General features: G+C 72.4%; 20 protein-coding genes and 1 pseudogene. 16 read left to right on the forward strand and 5 right to left on the reverse strand.

What is annotated here, in order from left to right:
- The first annotated feature begins 155 nt into the window (after positions 1-155).
- The 3 genes from ABT369_RS54955 to ABT369_RS54965 all read left to right on the forward strand — a co-directional run bounded on the left by ABT369_RS54955 (position 156) and on the right by ABT369_RS54965 (position 3,243).
- Positions 156-749, forward strand: a complete 594-nt coding sequence (locus ABT369_RS54955) for a bifunctional 4-hydroxy-2-oxoglutarate aldolase/2-dehydro-3-deoxy-phosphogluconate aldolase (protein WP_350626233.1) — start codon at positions 156-158, stop codon at positions 747-749.
- Positions 750-853: 104 nt separating this feature from the next.
- Positions 854-2,089, forward strand: coding sequence for a BNR-4 repeat-containing protein (locus tag ABT369_RS54960; protein ID WP_350626235.1), 1,236 nt, complete (start codon positions 854-856; stop codon positions 2,087-2,089).
- On the forward strand, positions 2,089-3,243 hold the full coding sequence (locus tag ABT369_RS54965; RefSeq protein ID WP_350626237.1) for a golvesin C-terminal-like domain-containing protein: 1,155 nt from the start codon (positions 2,089-2,091) through the stop codon (positions 3,241-3,243). The genes ABT369_RS54960 and ABT369_RS54965 overlap by 1 nt, the downstream gene beginning before the upstream one ends.
- A 46-nt stretch (positions 3,244-3,289) precedes the next feature.
- Here ABT369_RS54965 and ABT369_RS54970 read toward each other — a convergent pair whose 3' ends face one another.
- Both ABT369_RS54970 and ABT369_RS54975 read right to left on the reverse strand, forming a co-directional pair.
- Complete coding sequence (locus ABT369_RS54970; RefSeq protein ID WP_350626239.1) at positions 3,290-4,762, reverse strand: MFS transporter; 1,473 nt, start codon at positions 4,760-4,762, stop codon at positions 3,290-3,292.
- A gap of 89 nt (positions 4,763-4,851) precedes the next feature.
- A complete protein-coding gene (locus ABT369_RS54975; protein WP_350626241.1) occupies positions 4,852-5,421 on the reverse strand; it encodes a TetR/AcrR family transcriptional regulator in 570 nt (189 codons plus the stop codon).
- A gap of 213 nt (positions 5,422-5,634) precedes the next feature.
- Between ABT369_RS54975 and ABT369_RS54985 the strand changes: the two genes are divergently transcribed.
- Together ABT369_RS54985 and ABT369_RS54990 are read left to right on the forward strand one after the other, a co-directional pair.
- Positions 5,635-7,875 carry a glycoside hydrolase family 6 protein gene (locus tag ABT369_RS54985; RefSeq protein WP_502891957.1) on the forward strand — a complete coding sequence of 747 codons (2,241 nt, stop codon included), beginning with the start codon at positions 5,635-5,637 and terminating at the stop codon, positions 7,873-7,875.
- 80 nt (positions 7,876-7,955) lie between these two features.
- Entirely contained in the window at positions 7,956-8,828 is an 873-nt protein-coding gene (locus ABT369_RS54990) for an SCO6745 family protein (RefSeq protein ID WP_350626243.1), read from the forward strand.
- Here ABT369_RS54990 and ABT369_RS54995 read toward each other — a convergent pair.
- Together ABT369_RS54995 and ABT369_RS55000 are read right to left on the reverse strand one after the other, a co-directional pair.
- Positions 8,794-9,069: a GNAT family N-acetyltransferase gene (locus ABT369_RS54995; RefSeq protein ID WP_350626245.1), complete on the reverse strand. Its 276-nt coding sequence runs from the start codon at positions 9,067-9,069 to the stop codon at positions 8,794-8,796. The two genes, ABT369_RS54990 and ABT369_RS54995, sit on opposite strands and share 35 nt — an antisense overlap.
- Before the next feature lies 1 nt (position 9,070).
- Complete coding sequence (locus tag ABT369_RS55000) at positions 9,071-10,039, reverse strand: pirin family protein (protein ID WP_350626247.1); 969 nt, start codon at positions 10,037-10,039, stop codon at positions 9,071-9,073.
- Between the two features lie 119 nt (positions 10,040-10,158).
- Here ABT369_RS55000 and ABT369_RS55005 point away from each other — a divergent pair, with 119 nt between their 5' ends.
- From ABT369_RS55005 to ABT369_RS55015, 3 genes are read left to right on the forward strand one after another with little or no spacing between them, the layout of a single operon-like run.
- On the forward strand, positions 10,159-10,851 hold the full coding sequence (locus ABT369_RS55005) for an ArsR/SmtB family transcription factor (protein WP_350626249.1): 693 nt from the start codon (positions 10,159-10,161) through the stop codon (positions 10,849-10,851).
- 60 nt (positions 10,852-10,911) lie between these two features.
- Positions 10,912-11,109 (forward strand): hypothetical protein, encoded by a 198-nt coding sequence (locus ABT369_RS55010; RefSeq protein WP_350626293.1) that lies wholly within the window; start codon positions 10,912-10,914, stop codon positions 11,107-11,109.
- 28 nt (positions 11,110-11,137) lie between these two features.
- Positions 11,138-11,350, forward strand: a complete 213-nt coding sequence (locus tag ABT369_RS55015) for a hypothetical protein (protein ID WP_350626295.1) — start codon at positions 11,138-11,140, stop codon at positions 11,348-11,350.
- 21 nt (positions 11,351-11,371) lie between these two features.
- Here the strand turns inward: ABT369_RS55015 and ABT369_RS55020 are convergent.
- Positions 11,372-12,295, reverse strand: a pseudogene (locus ABT369_RS55020) (glutathione S-transferase family protein); the annotation flags it as partial.
- A gap of 18 nt (positions 12,296-12,313) precedes the next feature.
- Here ABT369_RS55020 and ABT369_RS55025 point away from each other — a divergent pair.
- The 8 genes from ABT369_RS55025 (at position 12,314) to ABT369_RS55060 (ending at position 21,000) form a co-directional block, all read left to right on the forward strand.
- Entirely contained in the window at positions 12,314-13,078 is a 765-nt protein-coding gene (locus ABT369_RS55025) for a crotonase/enoyl-CoA hydratase family protein (RefSeq protein WP_350626251.1), read from the forward strand.
- Positions 13,079-13,083: 5 nt separating this feature from the next.
- Positions 13,084-14,001 (forward strand): threonine/serine dehydratase, encoded by a 918-nt coding sequence (locus tag ABT369_RS55030; protein ID WP_350626253.1) that lies wholly within the window; start codon positions 13,084-13,086, stop codon positions 13,999-14,001.
- Positions 13,988-14,536 carry a QsdR family transcriptional regulator gene (locus ABT369_RS55035; RefSeq protein WP_350626255.1) on the forward strand — a complete coding sequence of 183 codons (549 nt, stop codon included), beginning with the start codon at positions 13,988-13,990 and terminating at the stop codon, positions 14,534-14,536. The genes ABT369_RS55030 and ABT369_RS55035 overlap by 14 nt, the downstream gene beginning before the upstream one ends.
- A complete protein-coding gene (locus ABT369_RS55040) occupies positions 14,536-15,753 on the forward strand; it encodes an FAD-dependent oxidoreductase (RefSeq protein WP_350626257.1) in 1,218 nt (405 codons plus the stop codon). Before ABT369_RS55035 ends, ABT369_RS55040 begins: the two co-directional genes overlap by 1 nt.
- A 211-nt stretch (positions 15,754-15,964) precedes the next feature.
- Positions 15,965-16,651: a response regulator transcription factor gene (locus ABT369_RS55045; RefSeq protein WP_223102380.1), complete on the forward strand. Its 687-nt coding sequence runs from the start codon at positions 15,965-15,967 to the stop codon at positions 16,649-16,651.
- Positions 16,652-16,689: 38 nt separating this feature from the next.
- Positions 16,690-18,087 (forward strand): sensor histidine kinase, encoded by a 1,398-nt coding sequence (locus ABT369_RS55050; protein WP_350626259.1) that lies wholly within the window; start codon positions 16,690-16,692, stop codon positions 18,085-18,087.
- Positions 18,088-18,337: 250 nt separating this feature from the next.
- Entirely contained in the window at positions 18,338-20,392 is a 2,055-nt protein-coding gene (locus ABT369_RS55055) for an RICIN domain-containing protein (RefSeq protein WP_350626261.1), read from the forward strand.
- The gene (locus ABT369_RS55060) at positions 20,389-21,000 is read left to right on the forward strand and encodes a hypothetical protein (protein ID WP_350626263.1); all 612 of its coding nucleotides are present in this window, start codon (positions 20,389-20,391) and stop codon (positions 20,998-21,000) included. The genes ABT369_RS55055 and ABT369_RS55060 overlap by 4 nt, the downstream gene beginning before the upstream one ends.
- The last annotated feature ends 130 nt before the right edge of the window (positions 21,001-21,130 follow it).

Consider the following 21,130-nt stretch of genomic DNA (forward strand, 5'->3'; position numbering starts at 1 on the left):
ATCGCCGCCGCGGTGTCCTACGCGCTCACCGCCCCCTATCTCACCGGGACCGAACTCGTCCTCGACGGCGGCGCGAGCGCGGCCCAGACCGCCGCACTGCTGCGCCCCGGCCCACGAGCGAAACTCGGCCTGCCCCCACTCCAGGAAGGACCGTCATGACGTTCGACGAGCTGCTGCACGGACGGCCGCTGGTCGCCATCCTCCGCGGCGTGCCGGTGGCGCGGGCCCTGGAGCTCGCGCGGGCGGTGTGGGACAGCGGCCTCGGCGTGGTCGAGGTGCCGATCCAGAACGCGGAGGCCCTCGACTGCCTGCGGGCGCTCGCGGACGCCGCGCCGGCCGGGGCGCTCGTCGGGGCCGGCACGGTGCGCAGCGCCGAGCACGTCGCCCAGGCGGCCGGGGCCGGCGCCCGGTTCACCGTCGCGCCCGGGCTCGACCTCGACGTCGTGCGGGCCAGCCACGACGCCGGGCTGCCGCACCTGCCCGGGGTCGCCACCGCCTCCGAGGTGCACCACGCGCTCAACGCCGGCTGCGGCTGGCTCAAGGCGTTCCCGGCCGGCTCGCTCGGCCCGGGCTGGCTGCGCGAGATGCGCGGCCCGTTCCCCGAGGCCCGGTTCGTCGCGACCGGCGGGGTCGGCGCCCACAACGCCCGCGAATACCTCGCCGCGGGCGCGGGGGCCCTCGGCGTCGGCGGCGCGGTCACCCGCGAGGGCGGCCTCGCCCCACTCCTGGAGGTCCTCAGCACACCCTGACAAAAAGAAGAGGGGTCCTCACACCCTGACCCAGGAAGGTCCATGCGAAGAGAGGTGCTCACCACACGTCCCATGCGAAGCACACCCTGACCAAGGAAGGTCCCATGCGAAGAGCCGCCACTCTGTTCGCCGTCACCGCCCTGGCCGCCACCACCCTCGTCGCCACGCCGGCGAGCGCCGCCCCGGCCACGATCACGCAGGTGCCGTACCCGATCGACAGCTCGAACCAGGCCGCCTGGTGGTCCCCGCTGGACACCTACAACGCCTACGCCTACCTGGCCTTCAACGAACCCGGATCGCAGGCCGGCACCCACAAGGTCGCGATCGCGCGCCGCGACGGTGCCGGAACGTGGACGAAACTGCCCGTCATGAACGGCAACGCGCAGGCCGAGTACACCGACGACGACGGGCACAACCAGCCGTCCGTCGCGCGCGACGGCAGCGGCCGGTTCCACGTGTTCGCCAGCATGCACAACAACGCGTGGCGGTACTTCCGCTCCGACACCGTCGGCGGCAACCCCACGCTGCACAGCGCCGACCTGCCGGACCAGGGGATCGGCGTCACCTACCCGGTGCTCACCACCGCCCCGAACGGCGACCTGTACCTCATCGCGCGCCTCGACGGCGTCCAGTCCGCGGGCCGCTCCGGGCGGCTGTACCGGTGGAACAACGCCGCCTCGGCCTGGACCCGGGTCGCGGTCTTCGCCGAGAGCGCCAACCGGGCCGTGTACCCCGACGACCTCCAGTTCGACACGGCCGGCAACCTGCACATCCTGTGGGAGTGGGGGCTCTGGCCCGCGACCGCGTTCCGCCACCAGCTCAGCTACCTCGTGTACCACCCGGCGACCGGCGCCTTCACCGACCACAGTGGAGCGTCCGTCACCGTGCCGGTGAGCACCAGCACCGCGGACGTCATCCAGCCCATCGAGGCGGGCGAGGTCTACCAGGGCAACGACGGCACCGGCCCGGCCGTGCAGAGCGCCAAGCTGACGCTGGACGGCACGTCGCCGAAGGTCGCGTACCGCTACCGCAAGAACGACATCTTCATGGTGCGCTATGCGTACACCAACGGAGCCTGGCAGCGCGAAACCGTGTACGAACAAGCACAGACGAGCGCCGCCGTCGACATCACCTGGGCCGGCGACGGCAAGCGGGTCTACTACAGCACCACGACCGGCAGCATGTACGTCGCCACGAAGCCCGGCACCGCCTGGACCGCCGCCGCCGTGGCCCCCGGCCTGCCCATCACCCGCTTCGCGGTCGAACGATCCGCCACCCAGGGGGACGTGCTCTACCTCGTCGACCTGACCAACCTCCGGCTCTACTACGGGAGGAACTGATGCGCCGCCTCACCACCGTCACCGTCACCGCCGCGCTGCTGCTGGCCCCGGCCGCCGTCGCGCACGCCGATCCCGCGGGCACCGGCTGGACCCTCGTCTTCTCCGACGACTTCAACGCGTCCACCGTGGACACCGCGAAGTGGAACTACCGCACCGACAGCAAGGCCTACAGCACCCAGCGGCCGGAGAACGTCTCCGAGAGCGGCGGATCCCTGAACATCGCCCTGCGGAAGGAGACCTTCGGCGGCAAGGACTACACCGGCGGCGGGGTCGTCTCCAAGCAGGCGCTGCGGTACGGCTACTACGAGACCCGCGCGAAGCTCAACGACGGCGCGGGCTGGCACAGCAGCTTCTGGATCATGTCGGGCGACGGCTCGACCACGTTCCCGGCCTCGCAGCGCACCGAGATCGACGCGTTCGAGATCGACTCGATCACGCCGAACCGCATCCACCACGGCGTGCTGACGTGGAAGGGCAGCGGCGTCTCGGCCGGCAAGTCGTACGGCACCACCTACAACAGCTCCACGGTGGACACCCGCGACTGGCACACGTACGGCCTGGACTGGTCGGAGACGAGCGCGAAGTTCTATGTGGACGGTGTGCTCGCCTACACCGCGCCCTACCTGCCGAGCGACTGGACCCACGACTACACGAACATCTGGCTCACGAGCATCGCCTACGGCTCCGTCCCCGACGCGGCGAAGCTCCCGGCGACCGTCCAGTTCGACTACGTCAAGTACTGGCAGAAGGACTACTACGTCGACAACGACGGCCCCGCGGCCTACGGCTACTCGGAGACCGGCACCTGGTCGGCGTCGACCCTGACCGGCTTCACGGTCGCCTCGCCGACCCGCTACTCGGCGTGCGGCAGTGCGGGAAACACCGCAACGTGGCGTCCGAATCTGCGCGCCTCAGGCGACTATCAGGTGTACTACTACAAGCTCGCCGCCACCAACAGCGACCCGGCCACCCGCCTGGACGTGACCCACGGCGGCACCGTGTCGACCACGACGGTGAACGGCACCACGGGCTCGTCGGGCTGGGTCAGCCTCGGCACCTACGCGTTCGCCGCCGGCACCGCGGGCTCGGTGCAGCTGACCAGCTCGGGCACCGGCTGCGCCCGGGCCGACGCGGTGAAGTTCGTCCGCGTCTGACGGCGGCGCTCCGCCCGGGCCGCGTGACCCGGGCGGAGCGGGACGGTCAGCCGAAGTGGACGGGGGCCGCCTCGGTGGTCTCCGTCGTACGGTCCGGGGCCGGGTTGCGCACCATGGCGATCACCACCACCGTCGCCACGGCGAGCAGGACCGCGCTGGCCGTGAAGGCGACGTTGTACCCGTGGATCGCCGCATGGGCCTGCAAGAGCTGAGCGCCGCCGCCCGATGCCGCCGAGGCCGCGTGGCCGGTCACGTAGCCGGTCACCGCCGTGGTGAAGATGGTGTTCAGCAGCGCGGTGCCGAGGGAGCCGCCGACCTGCTGCGTCGTGTTCACCATCGCGCTCGCCACGCCCGCGTCGTGGTTGGCCACGCCGGACAGCGCGAGGCTCGAGAGCGGGACGAAGACCAGGCCCATGCCCAGGCTCATGGCGATGAACGACGGCAGGATGTGCACCGCGTAGCTCGAGTCGAGGTCGAGCCGCGTCAGCCAGACCATCGACGCGGTGGCGAGCGCGCCGCCGACCGCCATCAGGACCTTCGGGCCGGTGCGGGGCAGCAGGCGGGACGCGATGATGGCGGCCGCGATGATGCCGCCCGAGAACGGCATGTACGCCACGCCGCTCTTCAGCGCCGACCAGCCCATGGTCTGCTGCAGGTAGAACGTCATGAACAGGAACATGCCCAGCATGCCGGCGCCGAGCAGGATCGACACCAGGTAGGAGGCGCCCCGGTTGCGGTCGAACAGCACGCGCAGTGGCAGCAGCGGGTGGGCGGTGCGCGCCTCCCAGAACAGGAACGCGCCGAGCAGCACCACCGCGGCGGCGAGCCAGCCGACGGTCACCCCCGAGCTCCAGCCGTCGGTCGCGGCCTTGGTGAAGCCGTAGACGAGGGCGACCTGGCCCGCGGTGGCCAGCACGGCACCGGGGATGTCGTAGCGGGTGTCGCCCGACGCCTTGCTCTCCCGGACCAGCGGGACGGCCGCGGCGAAGGCGAGCACCGCGATCGGGATGTTCACCAGCAGGCACCAGCGCCAGTCCGCGTACTCGGTCAGCACGCCGCCCGCGAGCAGGCCGATCGCGGCGCCGCCGCCGGAGATGCCGCCGAAGACGCCGAAGGCCTTCGCGCGCTCCTTGGCCTCGGTGAACGTGACCGTGATGAGCGACAGCGCGGCCGGGGCGAGCAGGGCGCCGAAGAGGCCCTGCAGGCCGCGGGCGGCGAACAGGGTGCCCGCGTTCACCGCGGCGCCGCCCAGGGCCGAGGCGCCCGCGAAGCCGAGCAGGCCGATGAGGAACGTCCGCTTGCGGCCGAAGAAGTCCGCGATCCGGCCGCCGAGCAGGAGCAGGCCGCCGAAGGTGAGCGTGTACGCCGTGACGATCCACTGCCGGTCGGCGGTCGAGATGTGCAGCGCCTCCTGGGCCGACGGCAGCGCGATGTTCACGATCGTCGCGTCGAGCACCACCATGAGCTGAGCGACCGCGATGACCGTGAGCGCGAGCCAGCGCCGCGGATCAGGAGGCACCAAAGAAGATGATTTAACGGATATGTCCGGTGAAAGGGCAGCATCGTTCGCCATGAGAGCCAGCCTCCAGGGCAAAAAAAGGGGAAGAGTCAGGACCGCGTGAGCATGGGAATCAGGACGCCGTCGATGAGCCGCTCCACGAAGGCCCGGTCCAGGGGCCCGTTCTGCCACATGCGCCGGCTCGTGACCATGGCGTGCAGCACCTCGTGCAGCAGTTCGGCGGTGGTGCCGGGGGCGACCTCGCCCCGCAGTTCCGCGCGCCGGAGCATCGCCTCGTACATCGAGTGCTTGGTGGAGTACGCACACCGGAACAGGCACTCGGCCAGCTCCGCGTTGTGCGTCGCCGCCGTGAGCAGCCCCGTGAACACCGCGCCGTCCGCCCCCTCGGCCGCCGCGCACACGGCCCCGAGCTGGGCGAGCAGGTCGCCGCGCAGCGAGCCGGTGTCGGGGGGCTCCATCGACCCGCCGAACCGGTGCTCGATCGCCTCCATGACCAGCTCCGGCTTGCTGGGCCAGCCGCGGTAGATGGTCGCCTTGCTCGCGCGGGCCCGCGCCGCCACGGCGTCCATCGTCATCCGGTCGTAGCCGACCTCGCCGAGCAGCTCGAAGACGGCCTCGCAGATGGCTGCGCGCCGGTCGGCCCTCGTCGCGGTGGTCACGTGCTCGAACCTACCGCGTCCCGCAAGCGAAACGAAACCGTTTCGTACACCACTTGTGTGAACGGCGCCACACCGAAAGTTTCACGCGGTGAGCGGGGCCTCACGCAGGTGGAACGCCGTCGTGCCAAACAGTTGTTGACGCCCGGGAGCGCTCCCGCGCAGGTTGATCGCGCCAGAACACCAGCCCACCTCCCGTCGAGTAGGAGCACCAGGATGAGGCGAAAACTCGCCATCGTCTCGATCGCCGCTGTCGCGGCAACCGGCGGCGCGATCGCCGTCATGCAACCGGCGCTCGCCGCGGCCGGCTGCAGCGTGCAGTACACCGTGACCAACCAGTGGCCGGGTGGCTTCGGCGCCTCCGTCGAGCTCACCAACACCGGTGACGCGCTCACCAGCTGGAACCTCGGCTGGGACTTCGTCGCCGGCCAGGGCATCCAGCAGATGTGGCAGGCCGTCCCGACCGTCTCCGGCACCCACGTCACCGCCAAGAACGAGAGCTACAACGGGGCCGTCCCCAGCGGGGGCAAGGTCGCGTTCGGCTTCAACGGCTCCTGGACCACCGCCAACCCGGTCCCGAGCGCGTTCACCCTCAACGGCGTCGCCTGCAACGGCGGCACCACCACCAACCAGGCGCCGACCGTGAGCATCACGAGCCCGGCCGCCGGAGCCTCCTTCGCCGCCCCGGCGACGGTCGCCATCGCCGCCAGCGCAGCCGACGCCGACGGCACGGTCGCCAAGGTCGAGTTCTACAACGGCTCGACGCTGCTGGGCACCGACACCTCGGCGCCGTACAGCTTCTCCTGGTCGGGCGTCGCGGCCGGCTCGTACTCGCTGACCGCCAAGGCGTACGACAACGCGGGCCTGTCCACCGCCAGCACCGCGGTGCCGATCACGGTCACCAGCGGCGGCGGCACCGGCGCCCCGAGCGTCGCGCTGACCAGCCCCACCGCCGGCTCGTCGTTCACCGCCCCGGCCACCATCGCGCTCGCCGCCACCGCCTCCGACAGCGACGGCACCGTCGCGAAGGTCGAGTTCTACAACGGCACCACGCTGCTCGGCTCGGACACCACCGCGCCGTACACCTACTCGTGGACGAACGTCGCCGCCGGCAGCTACACCGTCTCGGCCAAGGCGACCGACAACGCCGGCAACACCACGAGCACGAGCGGCACCGCGATCACCGTGACCTCCGGCACCGGCACGGGCGACGCCCACGTCGACAACCCGTACGTCGGCGCCAAGGGCTACGTCAACGCCGACTGGTCGACCAAGGCCGCCGCCGAGCCGGGCGGCAGCAAGATCGCGAACACCTCGACCGCCATCTGGATCGACCGCATCGCCGCGATCGCGGGCTCCAGCAGCGCCAAGGGCGTGCGCGCGCACCTCGACGCCGCGTTGCAGCAGGCCGCCGGCGGCACCCCGGTCGTCATCGAGTTCGTCGTCTACGACCTGCCCAACCGCGACTGCGCGGCGCTGGCCTCCAACGGCGAGCTGAAGATCTCGGAGAACGGCCTGAGCCGGTACAAGACCGAGTTCATCGACCCGATCGCCGCGATCATGACCGACCCGAAGTACAACTCGCTGCGGATCGTCAACGTGGTCGAGGACGACTCGCTGCCGAACCTCGTCACCAACCTCAACATCGCCAACTGCGCCGAGGCCAACACCAGCGGCGCCTACGTGCAGGGCATCCAGTACGCGCTGAACAAGCTGCACAAGGGCAACATCTACAACTACCTCGACATCGGCCACCATGCGTGGCTCGGCTGGGACTCCAACTTCGGCCCCGCCGTCACCCTGCTCGCCAACACCGTGAAGGGCACCACCGCCGGCTTCACCAGCGTCGACGGCTTCATCTCCAACACGGCCAACTACTCGTCGCTGACCGAGCCGTACTTCACCGTCAACACCCAGGTCGGCGGCAACACGATCCGCCAGTCCAAGTGGGTCGACTGGAACATGTACGTCGACGAGCTCAGCTTCACCCAGGCGTTCCGCAACGCCCTGGTGACCGCGGGCTTCCCGTCGACGCTGGGCATGCTCATCGACACCTCGCGCAACGGCTGGGGCGGCTCCGCCCGGCCCGCCGGCCCGAGCACCTCGACCGACGTGAACACCTTCGTCAACAACAGCCGCATCGACCGGCGCATCCACGCCGGTAACTGGTGCAACCAGAGCGGCGCGGGCATGGGCGAGCGGCCGCGGGCGACCCCCGCCACCGGCATCGACGCCTACGTCTGGATCAAGCCCCCGGGCGAGTCCGACGGCTCCAGCTCCGCGATCGCCAACAACGAGGGCAAGGGCTTCGACCGGATGTGCGACCCGACGTACACCGGCAACGGCCTCAACGGCAACAACCTGACCGGCGCGCTGCCCGGCTCGCCGATCTCCGGCGCGTGGTTCTCCGCGCAGTTCCAGCAGCTGATGGCCAACGCGTACCCGGCGCTCAGCTGATCCTCTGACGCATAACCCTGTGACAAAGTGGCGGGTCCCGGCGGTACTGCCGGGGCCCGCCTCCGCATATCGTCAGGTTCATGACGACAGAGCTGTCGACCGAGCGCCGCCTCTGGGCGCTCTACGAGCCCCTGCACGCGGTCACCTACTTCGCCCCGGCGGGCCGGGCCGCGTTCGAGGAGGCCGGCCTGCGCGGGTTCTGGCGGGGGTACTTCGCCGGCCGCGGCGCCCCGCTGGGGCCCATCGGGCCCGCGCCGGTCGTCGCCGCCTTCTACGGCTTCGCCCCGTCGATGGTCGAGCGGGCCCTGCCCGAGCTCTGGACGCGCATCACGCCCGAGGCCGCCCTGGCCGCCCGGCTCGACGGCGCCCGCCGCGCGCTCGCCCCGGCGGTCGCGGGCCTCGACGGCATCGAGGAGGCCGCCGGGCTGCTGCGGGAGGCCGCGACCGGGGCCGAGACCCACGGCCGGGTGCTCGCCGCCGCCAACGCGGCCCTGCCCTGGCCCGGGGACGCCCTCGGCACCGTCTGGCAGGCCGCCACGATCCTGCGCGAGCACCGCGGCGACGGCCACCTCGCCGCGCTGCTGGTCGAGGGCCTCGACGGCGCCGAGGCGATGGTCTGGCGGGTCGCGCTCAACGACGGCCGGGGGCGCACGGCGGCCCAGCCCGCCCGCGGCTGGAGCGACGAGGAGTGGGACGCCGCCCGGACCCGGCTGCACCAGCGGGGCTACCTCGACGGCGAGGGCGTGGCGACGCAGAAGGCGCACTCGGCGTACCAAACCCTGGAGGAGACCACCGACCAGCTGGCCGCGCGGCCGTGGCAGGCGCTCGGCCCCGAGCGGACCGAGCGCCTGGCGACGCTGCTCACCCCGGTCGCCGACCGGATCAACGCCGAGCTCGCGCCGTTCTACCCGAACTGGATCAGGCTCCCTGCGCCAGCTCGGGGTGCTTCTTGAGGTAGGCCGCGATGAACGGGCACTGCGCGACGATCGTCAGTCCCCGGTCCTTGGCCAGGGTCAGGGCGCCGTTGGCGAGCTTGCTCCCGACGCCCTGACCCTCGAACGACGACTCCACCTCGGTGTGCGTGAAGACGATCGAGTCCCCGTCGAGGCGGTAGAACGCCATCCCGGCGCGCTCACCGCCGACCCGGATCTCGAACCGGTGCTGCTCGGCGTTGTCGCTGACTGCGAAGTCCACCTCAGGACGCCTCTCCCCGAACGTCCGCGTGCGCCGCGGGGATGCTGCCGAGCCGGCCGGCCTGGTAGTCCTCGAACGCCTGCATGACCTCGGCCTTGGTGTTCATGACGAACGGACCATACGCCACGACGGGCTCGCGGATCGGCTGACCGCCGAGGAACAGCACGTCCATCGTGGGCTGCTTCGGGTCGGCCGTCACCGTGATGGTGTCGCCCGCGCCGAACACGGCGAGCTGGCCGAGCTCCACCGGCCGCCCCTTCGCGCCGACGGTGCCCTTGCCGGCCATGACGTACGCGAGGGCGTTGAAGTCCTTGCGCCACGGCAGCGTGAGCGAGGCGCCGCCCGTGAGCGTCGCGTGCACGAGGGTGATCGGCGTGTAGGTGACGCCAGGGCCTGCATGCCCGTCGAGCTCGCCGGCGATGACCCGCAGCAGGGCGCCGCCGTCGGGCGAGGTCAGCAGCGACACCTGGCGGCCGCGGATGTCCTGGTAGCGCGGGGCGACGAGCTTGTTCGCCTTCGGCAGGTTCACCCACAGCTGGAACCCGTGGAAGAGCCCGCCGCTGACGACGAGGTGCTCCGGCGGGGTCTCGATGTGCAGGATCCCGTTGCCGGCGGTCATCCATTGGGTGTCGCCGTTGGTGATGGTGCCGCCACCGCCGTTGGAGTCCTGGTGCACGAACTCCCCGTCGATGATGTAGGTGACCGTCTCGAAGCCGCGGTGCGGGTGCCACGGGGTGCCCTTCGGCTCGCCCGGCGCGTAGTCGACCTCACCCATCTGGTCCATGTGGATGAACGGGTCGAGGGCGCGCAGGTCGACGCCGGCGAACGCGCGGCGCACGGGGAATCCCTCGCCCTCGTAGCCCTTGGGTGCGGTCGTGACGGAGACGACCGGCCGCGGCTGCGCCGAGATCGGGTCCGGCGTGGCGACGCGGGGAAGTGCGAGGACGTTGTCAACGGTGATCGCGGGCATGTGACGCCTCCAAAGGTCCAGCTCTGTCGCCTGCCACAACAGTACTTGCCAAGCGAGTATTCCGCAAATCAACTAAATCTGTCGGCCGTCCCCGAAGCATCGGTGGGGAAGATGGACGCATGAGCACCGACGCCGCTGATCTCGCCTCCCTGGCCACGCTGCTCGCGGACGAGACCCGCGCCGCGATGTGCCTGGCGCTGCTCGACGGGCGGGCCTGGACCGCCGGGGAGCTCGCGGCGCACGCCGGGGTCGCGCGGTCCACCGCCACCGAGCACCTCGACCGGCTGGTCGGTGGCGGGCTGCTCGCCGAGGAGCGGCAGGGGCGGCATCGGTACCTCCGGCTGGCCGACGCCTCCGTCGCGCACCTCATCGAGGATCTCAGCGCCCGCCTCGAACCGGCGCGCACGCCCGTCCGGGGACTGCGCCAGGCGACCGTGTCGGCCGCCATGAAACGGGCCCGCACCTGCTACGACCACCTGGCCGGGGAGCTCGGCGTGGCGGTGGCCGACGCGCTGACCGCGCGCGGGCTGCTCGACCAGCGGGGCGGGTTCGCGCTCACGGGCGCGGGCGTGGACTGGCTCACGGCCGAGGCCGGGATCGACCCCGCGGCGCTGCGCCAGCAGCGGCGGCCGCTCGCCCGCGGGTGCCTGGACTGGACCGAGCGGCGGCCGCACCTGGCGGGCGTGGCGGGGGCGCGGCTCTGCGAGCGGTTCCTCGAGCAGCGCTGGGTGGTGCGCATCGGCTCCTCGCGCGCGGTGAAGGTGACCCCGGCGGGGCGGGCCGGGCTCCGCGAGCTGCTGGGCATCGATTAGCGAACGGCGCCGATGGGTAGACAGCGCTCAACACCGATCTGGATACCCCCGGAGGCCATCGTGTTCGCTGTGATCGCCGCGATCCTGTTCGCGGTCGCCCTGCTGGTCGACCTGCTCGGCGCCGACACCGGTCCGATCTTCGACGCCGCAACGCTGAGCCTGGCCGGCTTCCTGTGCATCGCGCTGCACCTGGCGGGCGCGGGCGCGTGGACGTCGAGCCGCTGGGGCAGCCGCCGCCGCCGGTCCGCGCGCCGGTAGAGGCCGGAGGCACGTACGCTCTGGAGCCATGGACGGCGTCCTCGGGCTCCTGCTCGTCGGAAGTGTCTTCACCGCGGTGCTCGCCGGGCTGGTGCTGCTGGCCCGGCGCATCCGGCGGCGCAACCTGCACGGCGGCCTGCTCAGCGTCGCCGAGGAGATCTACCTGCCCTCCGCCCCGCGGCTGCGCGGCGAGACCCAGCAGGTGCGCCTCGCCGAGCGCAAGTCCGGCGAGAAGCCTTAGGCGGTCCAGGCCGACAGGTCGGGGGCCGAGCGGCACGATGCCGGACGGGTTCAGGTTCGCGTGGGTGCCGTAGTAGTGGCGCTTGATCTGGTCGAAGTCGACGGTGTCGCCGAAGCCGGGCGTGTTGTAGAGCTCCCGCGCGTACCGCCACAGGTTCGGCATCTCGCTGAGCTTGTTCCGGTTGCACTTGAAGTGGTTGTGGTAGACGGCGTCGAAGCGCACGAGCGTGGTGAACAGCCGCACGTCGGCCTCGGTGATCCGCTCGCCGAAGAGGAAACGGCGGCCCGCCAGTCGCTCCTCCAGCGCGTCGAGGCGGGCGAACAGCCGCTCGTAGGCGGCGTCGTAGGCCTCCTGGGTGGTGGCGAAGCCGCAGCGGTACACCCCGTTGTTGACGTCCTCGAAGACGTCCCGCATCAGCCGGTCCATCTCGGGGCGCACGTCGCCGGGGAGCAGGTCCGGGCGGCGGGTGGCCAGCGGCGCCCAGTCGGTGGAGAGGTCCAGGGTGATCTGCGGGTAGTCGTTGGTGACCACGCGGCCGGTGACGGTGTCGACGATCGCGGGCACGGTGACGCGGCCCTCGTAGGACGGGTCGGTGCCGGCGTAGGCCTCGGCCAGCAGCTCGACGCCGAGCACCGGGTCGCGGCCGCCCGGGTCGAGGGTGAAGCGCCAGCCGCGCTCGTCGCGGATCGGGTCGACGGTGCCGAGGGAGAGCACGTCCTGCAGGCCGAGCAGGCCGCGCACGATGACCGCCCGGTGCGCCCAGGGGCAGGCGCGGGACCAGATCAGGCGGTAGCGGCCGGGCTCGAGCGGCCAGCGGCCCTGGTCGTCGGGGCCCTCGCCGGGCCCGGAGGCGGACTCGGCGGTGATGCGCCCGGTGAACCGGTTCGGCTGTCGGACGAACTCGCCGCGGGATGATGTCTCCCGCTGGAACTGCGCGGTAGCCATGTCCACGACACTAACCCCATGAGCGTGAGAGTCGAGCGCCGCGACCGCGTGTGCACCGTGATCCTGGACCGGCCGCAGGCCCGCAACGCCGTGGACCGGGCGACCGCCGAGGCCCTCGCGGCGGCCTTCCGCGACTTCGACGCCGACCCGGGCGCGGACGTGGCGGTGCTGTGGGGCGCCGGTGGCACCTTCTGCTCCGGCGCCGACCTCAAGGCGGTCGCGGCGGGGGAGGGCAACCGGGTCGAGCCGGACGGCGACGGGCCGCTGGGGCCGACCCGGATGCGGCTGTCCAAGCCGGTGATCGCGGCGGTGTCCGGGCACGCGGTCGCCGGCGGCCTGGAGCTGGCCGTCTGGTGCGACCTGCGGGTCGTGGAGGAGGACGCGATCTTCGGGGTGTACTGCCGCCGCTTCGGCGTCCCGCTGATCGACGGCGGCACCGTGCGGCTGCCGCGGCTCATCGGCACCGGGCGGGCGCTCGACCTGATCCTGACCGGGCGGCCCGTCGACGCCGCGGAGGCGCTGCGCATCGGCCTGGCCGATCGCGTGGTGCCGCCCGGGACCGCGCGCGAGGCCGCGGAGACGCTCGCCGCCGGGCTCGCCGCGCTGCCGCAGGAGTGCCTGCGCAATGACCGGCGCTCGCTGTACGACTCCATCGGCCGCAGCGTCGAGGACGGTCTGGCCATCGAGCACCGGCTCGGCGTCGCCTCCCTGGGCAGTGGCGCATTGCACGGTGCGGCCCGCTTCGTCGCGGGTGAAGGGCGCGGTGGCACGGGGCTAGGGTGATCAGCGTGGTGAACAGGGATGACGTCGAGGCGGCGGCGCGGCGGATCGGCTCCTACGTCCGGCACACGCCGTCGTACGAGGTGCGCCCCGGCCTGTGGTTCAAGCTCGAGCTGCTGCAACACAGCGGGTCGTTCAAGGCGCGCGGCGCGTTCAACCGCATCCTGGCCGCCCGCGAGGAGGGCGCGCTGCCCGGGTCCGGGGTGGTCGTCGCGTCCGGCGGCAACGCGGGGCTCGGGGTGGCCTTCGCCGCGGCGGCGCTCGGCGTGCCCGCGGAGGTGTTCGTCCCGGTGACCGCGCCCGCGCCGAAGGTGGCGCGGCTGCGCGAGCTCGGGGCGCGGGTGCGCGAGCACGGGCGCGAGTACGCGGAGGCGTACGCGGCGTCGGAGGTCCGGGCCGCCGAGACCGGGGCGCTGTTCGTGCACGCCTACGACCAGCCCGAGGTCGTCGCCGGGCAGGGCACCGTGGGCCTGGAGCTGCCGCCGGCCGACACGGTGCTCGTGGCGGTGGGCGGGGGCGGGCTCGTCGCCGGGATCGCGGCCGCGGTCGGCGACCGGGCGCGGGTCGTGGCCGTGGAGCCGCAGGGGGCGCCGACCCTGCACGCGGCGCTGGCGGCGGGGGCGCCGGTGGACGTCGCCGTGGCCAGCGTGGCGGGCGACTCCCTCGGGGCCCGCCGGGCGGGCACGATCGCGTTCGATCTGGCCCTTCGTCACGACGTCGGCAGCATCCTGGTCTCCGACGAGGCGATCGTCGAGGCCCGCCGGCGGCTGTGGCACGAGCACCGCCTCGCGGTCGAGCACGGGGCCGCCACCGCGCTCGCCGGCCTGGACCTCCTGGACGGCGCCGGCACCGTCGTGGTGGTGCTGTGCGGGGCGAACACCGACCCGGCGACCCTGTACGCCGAGCCGGCCCATGCCGCCGGATGAGGTCTTCGACGCGGCGCTGAAGCGGTTCCTCGCCCAGCAGCGCGTCGACATGCGCCAGCTCGCCGCGCAGCTCGGCATCGGCCGGGCCACGCTGTACCGGCGCGCGGGCGGGCGCGACCAGGTGCTCGGGCACGTGCTGTGGTACCTCACGGACCGCAATCTCGACCGGGCGGTGCGGGCGGCGCGGGGGCTGCGCGGCCCCGAGCGGGTCGTCGGGGTGATCGGCCACTTCCTGCACTCGGTGCAGGACCAGCCGAGCCTGCGCCACTTCCTGGCCACCGAGCCGGAGGCGGCGCTGCGCATCCTGACCTCGAAGCGCGGGATCGTGCAGGGCCGCGTGGTCGACCACCTCGAGCACCTCATGCACGAGGAGATCGCGGCCGGGGCGTTCGCGCCGCGCCTGGACGCCCGCACGCTCGCGTTTGTGATCGTGCGGATCGGGGAGTCGTTCCTCTACGCGGACGCCATCGCGGATGGCGAGCCGGACGTCGAACAGGCACTGGAGATCATCGGGCGGTTGCTGGAGGGATCCTGATGCGGCTCAAGGCGGACGTGTGCGTGGTCGGCGGCGGGCCCGCCGGGCTGATGCTGGCGCTGCTGCTCGGCCGGCAGGGCATCGACACCGTCGTGCTGGAGAAGCACGCGACGTTCCTGCGCGACTTCCGCGGCGACACCGTGCACCCCTCGACGCTCGGGCTGATGGACGAGCTCGGCCTCGGCGAGGAGCTCGCGCGGCTGCCGCACCGGATCGTGCGCCGGCTGCGGATCACCTACGACGAGGGCACGTTCCACCCGGTCGACTTCGAGCGGCTGCGGGTCGCGCACCCGTACGTGATGATGCTGCCGCAGTGGGACCTGCTCGAGCTGCTCGCGGCGCACGGCGACTTCGCGCTGCACCGCCGCTGCGAGGTGCTCGACGTGACCCGGCGGGAGCGCCGGGTGGTCGGCGTGACGGCGCGCTCGCCGCAGGGCCCCGTCGAGGTCTCGGCGCCGCTGACGGTCGCCTGCGACGGGCGCCATTCGACGGTACGGCGAGCGCTCGCCCTGCGCTCGAAGGACTTCGGCGCCCCGATCGACGTGCTGTGGTTCCGCCTCCCGCGCGAGCCCGGCGACCCCGAAGGCCTGGCCGGGCGGGCCGGCGACGGGCGGTTCTTCATCGGCATCGACCGCGGCGACTCCTGGCAGCTCGGCTGGGTGGTGCCCAAGGGCGGCGACGCCCGCATCCGTGCCGCCGGGCTGGACGCGTTCCGGGCCGGGATCGCCGCGTCGGTGCCGTACCTGGCCGGGCGGGTCGGGCAGCTGCGCGGCTGGGACCAGGTGAGCACCCTGACCGTGCGCGTCGACCGGCTGCACCGCTGGCACGTCCCCGGCGCCCTGCTCATCGGCGACGCCGCGCACGCGATGTCCCCGGTCGGCGGGGTCGGCATCAACCTCGCGATCCAGGACGCGGTCGCCGCGGCCCGGGTCATTGCCGCCGCGTTCGCCCAGGGCCGCCCGCCCACGGAGCGGGAGCTGGCCGCGGTGCAGCGCCGCCGCGCCCTGCCGGTGGCGGGGACGCAGCTCGTGCAGCGGGTGCTGCAGCGGGGTGTGCTGTCGCCCGCGGTGACCGGCCGCCCGATCCGGCCACCGCTGGCCGTCCGCCTGCTGGACCGCTACCCGCGCCTGCGCACCGTCCCGGCCCGCGTGATCGGCGTCGGCCTGCGCCCCGAGCACATCGGCGGTGCGGCCGTCGGGAAGGTGCCGGACGATTGACAGCTCGGAAAGGGTGACCAGCCGCGGACCTGGCAGCGACGGCGCGCCAGCGCCGAGCGGTGTCTGGCGGGAGCGACGGTCCGCACCCCCGCGGACCCGAGTCATGTCCTGGCGCTCCTCACCGCGTCGCCGGACGGCAAAAATTAGTACATGTCGGATTCGTCCATCGACCGCCCGGGCCGCCACTGGACACAGGCAGTACCGTCTTCGCATGGCCACGGTGCTGCTGGTTGAGGACGACCATGTCGTGCGGGGTGCCCTGCTGCGCTCCCTGACCGACCGGGGCCACACGGTGCACGCGGTCGGCACCGCGCTGGAGGCGCTGCGCCGCTTCGCCGCCGAGACCCCCGACCTGGTCGTGCTCGACCTCGGCCTGCCCGACCTGGACGGCGCGGACGCGCTGCGCATGCTGCGCGGCATCGCCGACACGCCCATCATCATCGCCACCGCCCGCGACGACGAGGCGGAGATCGTCCGGCTGCTCAAGGCGGGCGCCGACGACTACATGATCAAGCCGTTCACCTCGGCCCACCTCGACGCCCGGATGACCTCCGTGCTGCGCCGCACGGGACGGGCGAGTCGCGAGGAGCCCACCGCCATCGAGGTGGGAGGCTTGCGGGTGGACATCGGCCAGCGTCAGGCCTACCTGCACGGCGAGCCGCTGACATTGACCCGCAAGGAGTTCGACCTGCTGGCGTACCTCGCCGCCCGGCCCGGCCGGGTGGTCTCACGCCGTGAGCTGTTGGAGGAGGTATGGCGGCAACCCTCAGTGGGCGAGGACCAGACGATCGACGTGCATCTGTACTGGCTACGCCGGAAACTTGGCGAGAGCGCGTCAGCGCCCAGATACCTGCACACCGTGCGGGGCGTGGGCTTCAGGTTCAGCGCCCCGGACTGAGGCGGACCCTCGCCTACGTCTCCGCGGCGGTCACCACGATGGTGGCCCTCGCGTTCCTGATCCCGCTGGGTCTCGTCGTCCAGCAGCTCGCCCGCGAGCGGGCGCTCGCCGACGCCGAACGCCAGACCGCCGTGGTCGTGGCGGTCCTCACCGTGACCACGGACCCGCTGAGCATCGAGCGGGCCATCGCCAGCACCGGCGGGCCGGCGGTCACGCGCGTCTCCGTGCACAACCTCGGCGAGGCCGGCGCGGAGATCGGCACGGGGCACGCCGCGGGCGGCGACCTGAGCCGCGCCGCCGACGCCGCCGCGCCGGTGGTCGCCGATGTGCCGGGCGGGCTGTCGTACCTCGAGCCGGTCGACCTCGGCGCCAGCCGCACGACGGTGGTCGAGGTCTTCATCCCCGAGTCCGAGCTGTCCAACGGCGTCGCCGGGGCCTGGTGGGCGCTCGGCGCCGTCGCGCTGGGCCTGATCGTCGCCTCGGTCTGGGTCGCCGACCGCCTCGCCTCGAAGATCATCGCCTCGGCGCGGCAGCTGGCCGGGGCGGCCGGGGCGCTCAGCGAGGGCTACCTCGACGTGCGCATCGACCCGCAGGGCCCCCGCGAGCTGGCCGACGCCAGCTTCGCGCTCAACGTGATGGCCGACCGGATCATGGCGCTGCTGTCCAACGAGCGCGAGCTCGTCGCCGACCTCTCGCACCGCCTGCGCACCCCGCTGACCGCGCTGCGCCTCGACGCCGAGACCCTCGACGACTCCCAGGACGCCGACCGCATCCGCGACGCCATCGCCGCCCTCGAGGTCGAGGTCGACAAGCTCATCCGGGCCATGCGCGAGCCCATCGACGCGCACTCGCCCACCCCCGACCGCGGCGAGCGGGCCGACGGCGCCGCGGCCTCGACCGGCGAGGAGGGCTGCGACGTCGCCGAGATCGTGCGGGACCGGATGAAGTTCTGGTCCGCGGTCGCCGGCGACCAGGAGCGCGAGTGCAAGGCGATCGGCACCGACGCGCCCGCCCCCGTGACCGTGCCCAAGAGCGAGCTGGCCGCGGCGCTGGACGCGCTCATCGGCAACGTGATCCGCTACACCCCGCAGGGCGTGCCGTTCGAGGTGGCGGTGACCCGGCGGGAGGACGGCTACGTCGTGCTGCGGGTCGAGGACGGCGGGCCCGGCATCCCGGACCCGGAGCTGGCGATGCAGCGCGGCGAGAGCCAGCAGGGCTCGACCGGCCTCGGGCTGGACATCGTGCGGCGGGTCGCCGTGGCCGGCAACGGCACCGTGAACATCGGCACCAGCAGCACCCTCGGCGGGGCCAGCGTGGTGATCGTCATGACCGACGCGGATCCGGCCCCGAAGGAGGCCCCGCCACCGTCGCGCTGGCTGGTCGGACGCTCGTCCAAGGAGCCCAACGAGCGGCTGTTCCGTCGCCGTCAGTCATAGGAAAAGTGGCGTACATATCGCCGGGACAAGTCTGACTTAGAACTGTCTTAACTGTGGCGTTCCAAGTGGAATGCGCGCGTGCCACCTGGCTAATGTCAGCGCGTTCCCACGCGGACGCCCGGCTCTCACCCGCCTTGCCACCCTCGAAGGCCGGCGTCCCTCGCGCGGCGGGGATCGGTACCTCTGCCCTGTGCCGATCCTTGCCGCGCGCCTCTTTCCCCTCCCGTTTCCCCTCCCGGAGGAACCGAGCGTGCAAGCGCGACCCGAGAAGTCCCGCCGCAACCTGCGCAGGGTGCTGACGACCGCCGCGGTCGTGGTGCTCGGTGCCGGCGCGGCCATCGCCGGACCCGGCGCCTTCCAGTCCCTGTTCCACGAGAAGGGACGCGGCGACAACCCGACGGCGATCTCCCAGGTTCCCGCCGACAACCCGGAGCAGGGCCTGATCTACCAGGGCCTGACGCCCGCCAAGAAGGGCGAGCCCTGCGTCGGCGGCTACGCCCTCACCGAGCGCGACCAGTGCAGCCACGGCCCCGACGTCCCGCCGACCGGCCTCAGCGTGCACACCCAGGTCAAGACGGTCGCGGCCGTGACGCAGGAGGACGTCCCGGCATCCGACACCGTCGCCGCGCCCCAGGAGCAGACGGTGCTCGCCGACGAGAACGTCGCCGAGGGCTCCGACGGCGGCTTCGCGGTCGTCCCGGACGCGGTGGCCGCCGACGGCACCGCCGCGGTGACCGTCGGCTCGAGCGGCGTGGTCTGCGACGGCGACGGCGTGACCGGCAAGCGCATCCAGGTGCTCTACGTGCGCGACGCGAGCACCAAGAGCCGCTTCGCCGAGTATCTCGAGTCCTTCCGCACCTGGTCGGCCGGCATCGAGACGATCTACAACGCCAGCGCCCAGGAGACCGGCGGCGAGCGCCACGTGCGCTTCGTGACCACGGCCGACTGCAAGGTCGACGTGCGCGAGGTCGAGCTGGCCAACGGCGGCATGGCGACCTTCGACGCCACGATCAACGGGCTGAAGGCGCTGGGCTACAACCGCACCGACCGCAAGTACGTGATCTTCGGTGACGCGAACGTCTACTGCGGCATCGGCACCTTCGCCGGCGACACGCAGCCGGGCGCGAACAACCGCAGCAACGGCGGCCCGGGGTACGGCCGCAGCGACAACGGCTGCTGGGCCGCCAGCGTCGCCGCGCACGAGCTGGGCCACAACCTCGGAGCCGTGAACAACAACGCGCCGAACTCCAGCAAGGCCGGTCACTGCCTCGATGAGTACGACATCATGTGCTACAACGACTCGGGCGGCCTCAAGACGAGCGTCAAGTGCGCCGACAAGAAGCACGACGACCGGCTCGACTGCAACCACGACGACTACTACAACACCAACCCGAGCCCGGGCAGCTACCTGGCGAACAACTGGAACGTGGCCAACAACCAGTTCCTGATCGCCGGCAACGGCGGCGGCACCGACCCGACGCCGACCCCGACGCCGACCAAGACGTCCGCCTCACCCTCGCCTTCGAAGACGACGTCCTCGCCGACGCCCACGCCGTCGAAGACCACCGCGTCGCCGGCGCCCACGCCGACGAAGACCGCCAGCCCGACGCCCACGCCCACCAAGACGTCGACCGGCGGCCTGAAGGAGCTGCGGACCAGTGCGCTCGACACGACCTCTGTCCGGCTGTCCTTCGACCCGGCCGGCAGCGGCGCCCGGTACGCCGTCCTGGTCAACAACCGGGTCATCGGCCGCACCACCGCGACGAACGTCCGGATCGTCGGCATGCGCGCCGACACCGACTACCAGATCGGGATCTCGCTCGCGCAGGGCAACTCCCTGACCCCGTACACGAAGACCGTGACGGTGCACACCGCCGCGGCCGCCTCGCCGACTGCGGGGGCGTGGATGGTGTTCGGCAACAGCCTGACCGGCGGGGTCGTCGACCTCTTCGGCGCCCGGCGCGCCGCGGGAACGCCCGTCATCCTGTACCGCCAGCACGGCGGCGCGAACCAGCAGTGGAAGCTCGAGGCGGCCGGCGACAAGTTCATCGTCCGCTCGAAGGCGACCAACGAGTGCCTGAGCACCGCGGGCGACAAGGACGCGGCGGGCGCCACGATCGTGCAGACCGACTGCGCGAACGCGCTCAAGTGGACGGTCACCAAGACCGACTTCGGCGTCGCCCTCACCTCGCCGAGCGGGCTCGTCGTGGGCGTGAGCGGCAACCAGTTCTTCGGCAGCCGCCTGCTGGTGCTGCAGAAGGCCTCCGGCGCGAAGTACCAGAGCTGGGTGCCGCAGCAGGCATGACGCACCCGACGTTCGACCGTCCCGGCCCGGCGCCCGTGTGGCGCCGGGCCGCGGCGTGTCTCGTGGCGACCGTGATCGCGGTCGCCGTCGCCGTCTTCGGGTTCGCCGAGGACGCCGACGCGCACGCCGGAGTCGTGCTCACCCTGCACGGCGACGGCCGCGGCTCGGTCTGGGTCACGTCCGTCTGGCAGGACGGCCACCCGGTCACGGAGCCGATCGGCATGACGATGCTGGCGACGTCCAGCACGGGCGAGCGGGTCGGGCCGGTGCCGCTCAAGCGGAACGGGGACGCGGTGACGTACAGCGGCACCCTGGCCCCCGGCGCGTGGACGATCGTGGCGGACATGGGGACGCCGGCGATCGGGCGGTGCGAGGGCGTGCTGCACGTGGCCGAGTCCGGCGCGACCCCGACGCCGGACGAGAAGACCTGCGAGCCGCCTCCGTCGTCGGCACCGCCGGCGCCGACGCCTGCTTCGACGTCGTTCACCTGGGTTTGGTACCTGCTGGGCGTGGTCGTCGTCGGCGGCACCCTGGCGTTCGTCTTCTTCCGCCCGTCGAAGGCGGCGCCTGCGAAGAAGCCCTCGAAGAAGCGCCCTCCGCGCCGCTGAGCTGCCCTCATTCTCTTCTTCCTCGCCTCCTTCCTCTTCCTCGCCTCCTTCCTCTTCCTCGCCTCCTTCCTCTTCCTCGCCTCCTTCCTCTTCCTCGCCTCCTTCCTCTTCCTCGCCTCCTTCCTCTTCC

The organism is Dactylosporangium sp. NPDC000244 (assembly GCF_040300725.1).
In the GTDB taxonomy this organism is placed as follows: domain Bacteria; phylum Actinomycetota; class Actinomycetes; order Mycobacteriales; family Micromonosporaceae; genus Dactylosporangium.

Bases quoted from the DNA above. Each gene is read 5' to 3' on its own strand.
- ABT369_RS54965 (WP_350626237.1), top strand. From the start codon at position 2,089: ATGCGCCGCCTCACCACCGTCACCGTCACCGCCGCGCTGCTGCTGGCC.
- ABT369_RS55025 (WP_350626251.1), top strand. From the start codon at position 12,314: ATGAGCGTGAGAGTCGAGCGCCGCGACCGCGTGTGCACCGTGATCCTG.
- ABT369_RS55000 (WP_350626247.1), bottom strand. From the start codon at position 10,039: ATGCCCGCGATCACCGTTGACAACGTCCTCGCACTTCCCCGCGTCGCC.
- ABT369_RS55060 (WP_350626263.1), top strand. From the start codon at position 20,389: ATGACGCACCCGACGTTCGACCGTCCCGGCCCGGCGCCCGTGTGGCGC.
- ABT369_RS55050 (WP_350626259.1), top strand. From the start codon at position 16,690: ATGGTGGCCCTCGCGTTCCTGATCCCGCTGGGTCTCGTCGTCCAGCAG.
- ABT369_RS55035 (WP_350626255.1), top strand. From the start codon at position 13,988: ATGCCGCCGGATGAGGTCTTCGACGCGGCGCTGAAGCGGTTCCTCGCC.
- ABT369_RS54990 (WP_350626243.1), top strand. From the start codon at position 7,956: ATGACGACAGAGCTGTCGACCGAGCGCCGCCTCTGGGCGCTCTACGAG.
- ABT369_RS55015 (WP_350626295.1), top strand. From the start codon at position 11,138: ATGGACGGCGTCCTCGGGCTCCTGCTCGTCGGAAGTGTCTTCACCGCG.
- ABT369_RS54985 (WP_502891957.1), top strand. From the start codon at position 5,635: ATGAGGCGAAAACTCGCCATCGTCTCGATCGCCGCTGTCGCGGCAACC.
- ABT369_RS55040 (WP_350626257.1), top strand. From the start codon at position 14,536: ATGCGGCTCAAGGCGGACGTGTGCGTGGTCGGCGGCGGGCCCGCCGGG.
- ABT369_RS55045 (WP_223102380.1), top strand. From the start codon at position 15,965: ATGGCCACGGTGCTGCTGGTTGAGGACGACCATGTCGTGCGGGGTGCC.
- ABT369_RS54955 (WP_350626233.1), top strand. From the start codon at position 156: ATGACGTTCGACGAGCTGCTGCACGGACGGCCGCTGGTCGCCATCCTC.
- ABT369_RS54960 (WP_350626235.1), top strand. From the start codon at position 854: ATGCGAAGAGCCGCCACTCTGTTCGCCGTCACCGCCCTGGCCGCCACC.
- ABT369_RS55005 (WP_350626249.1), top strand. From the start codon at position 10,159: ATGAGCACCGACGCCGCTGATCTCGCCTCCCTGGCCACGCTGCTCGCG.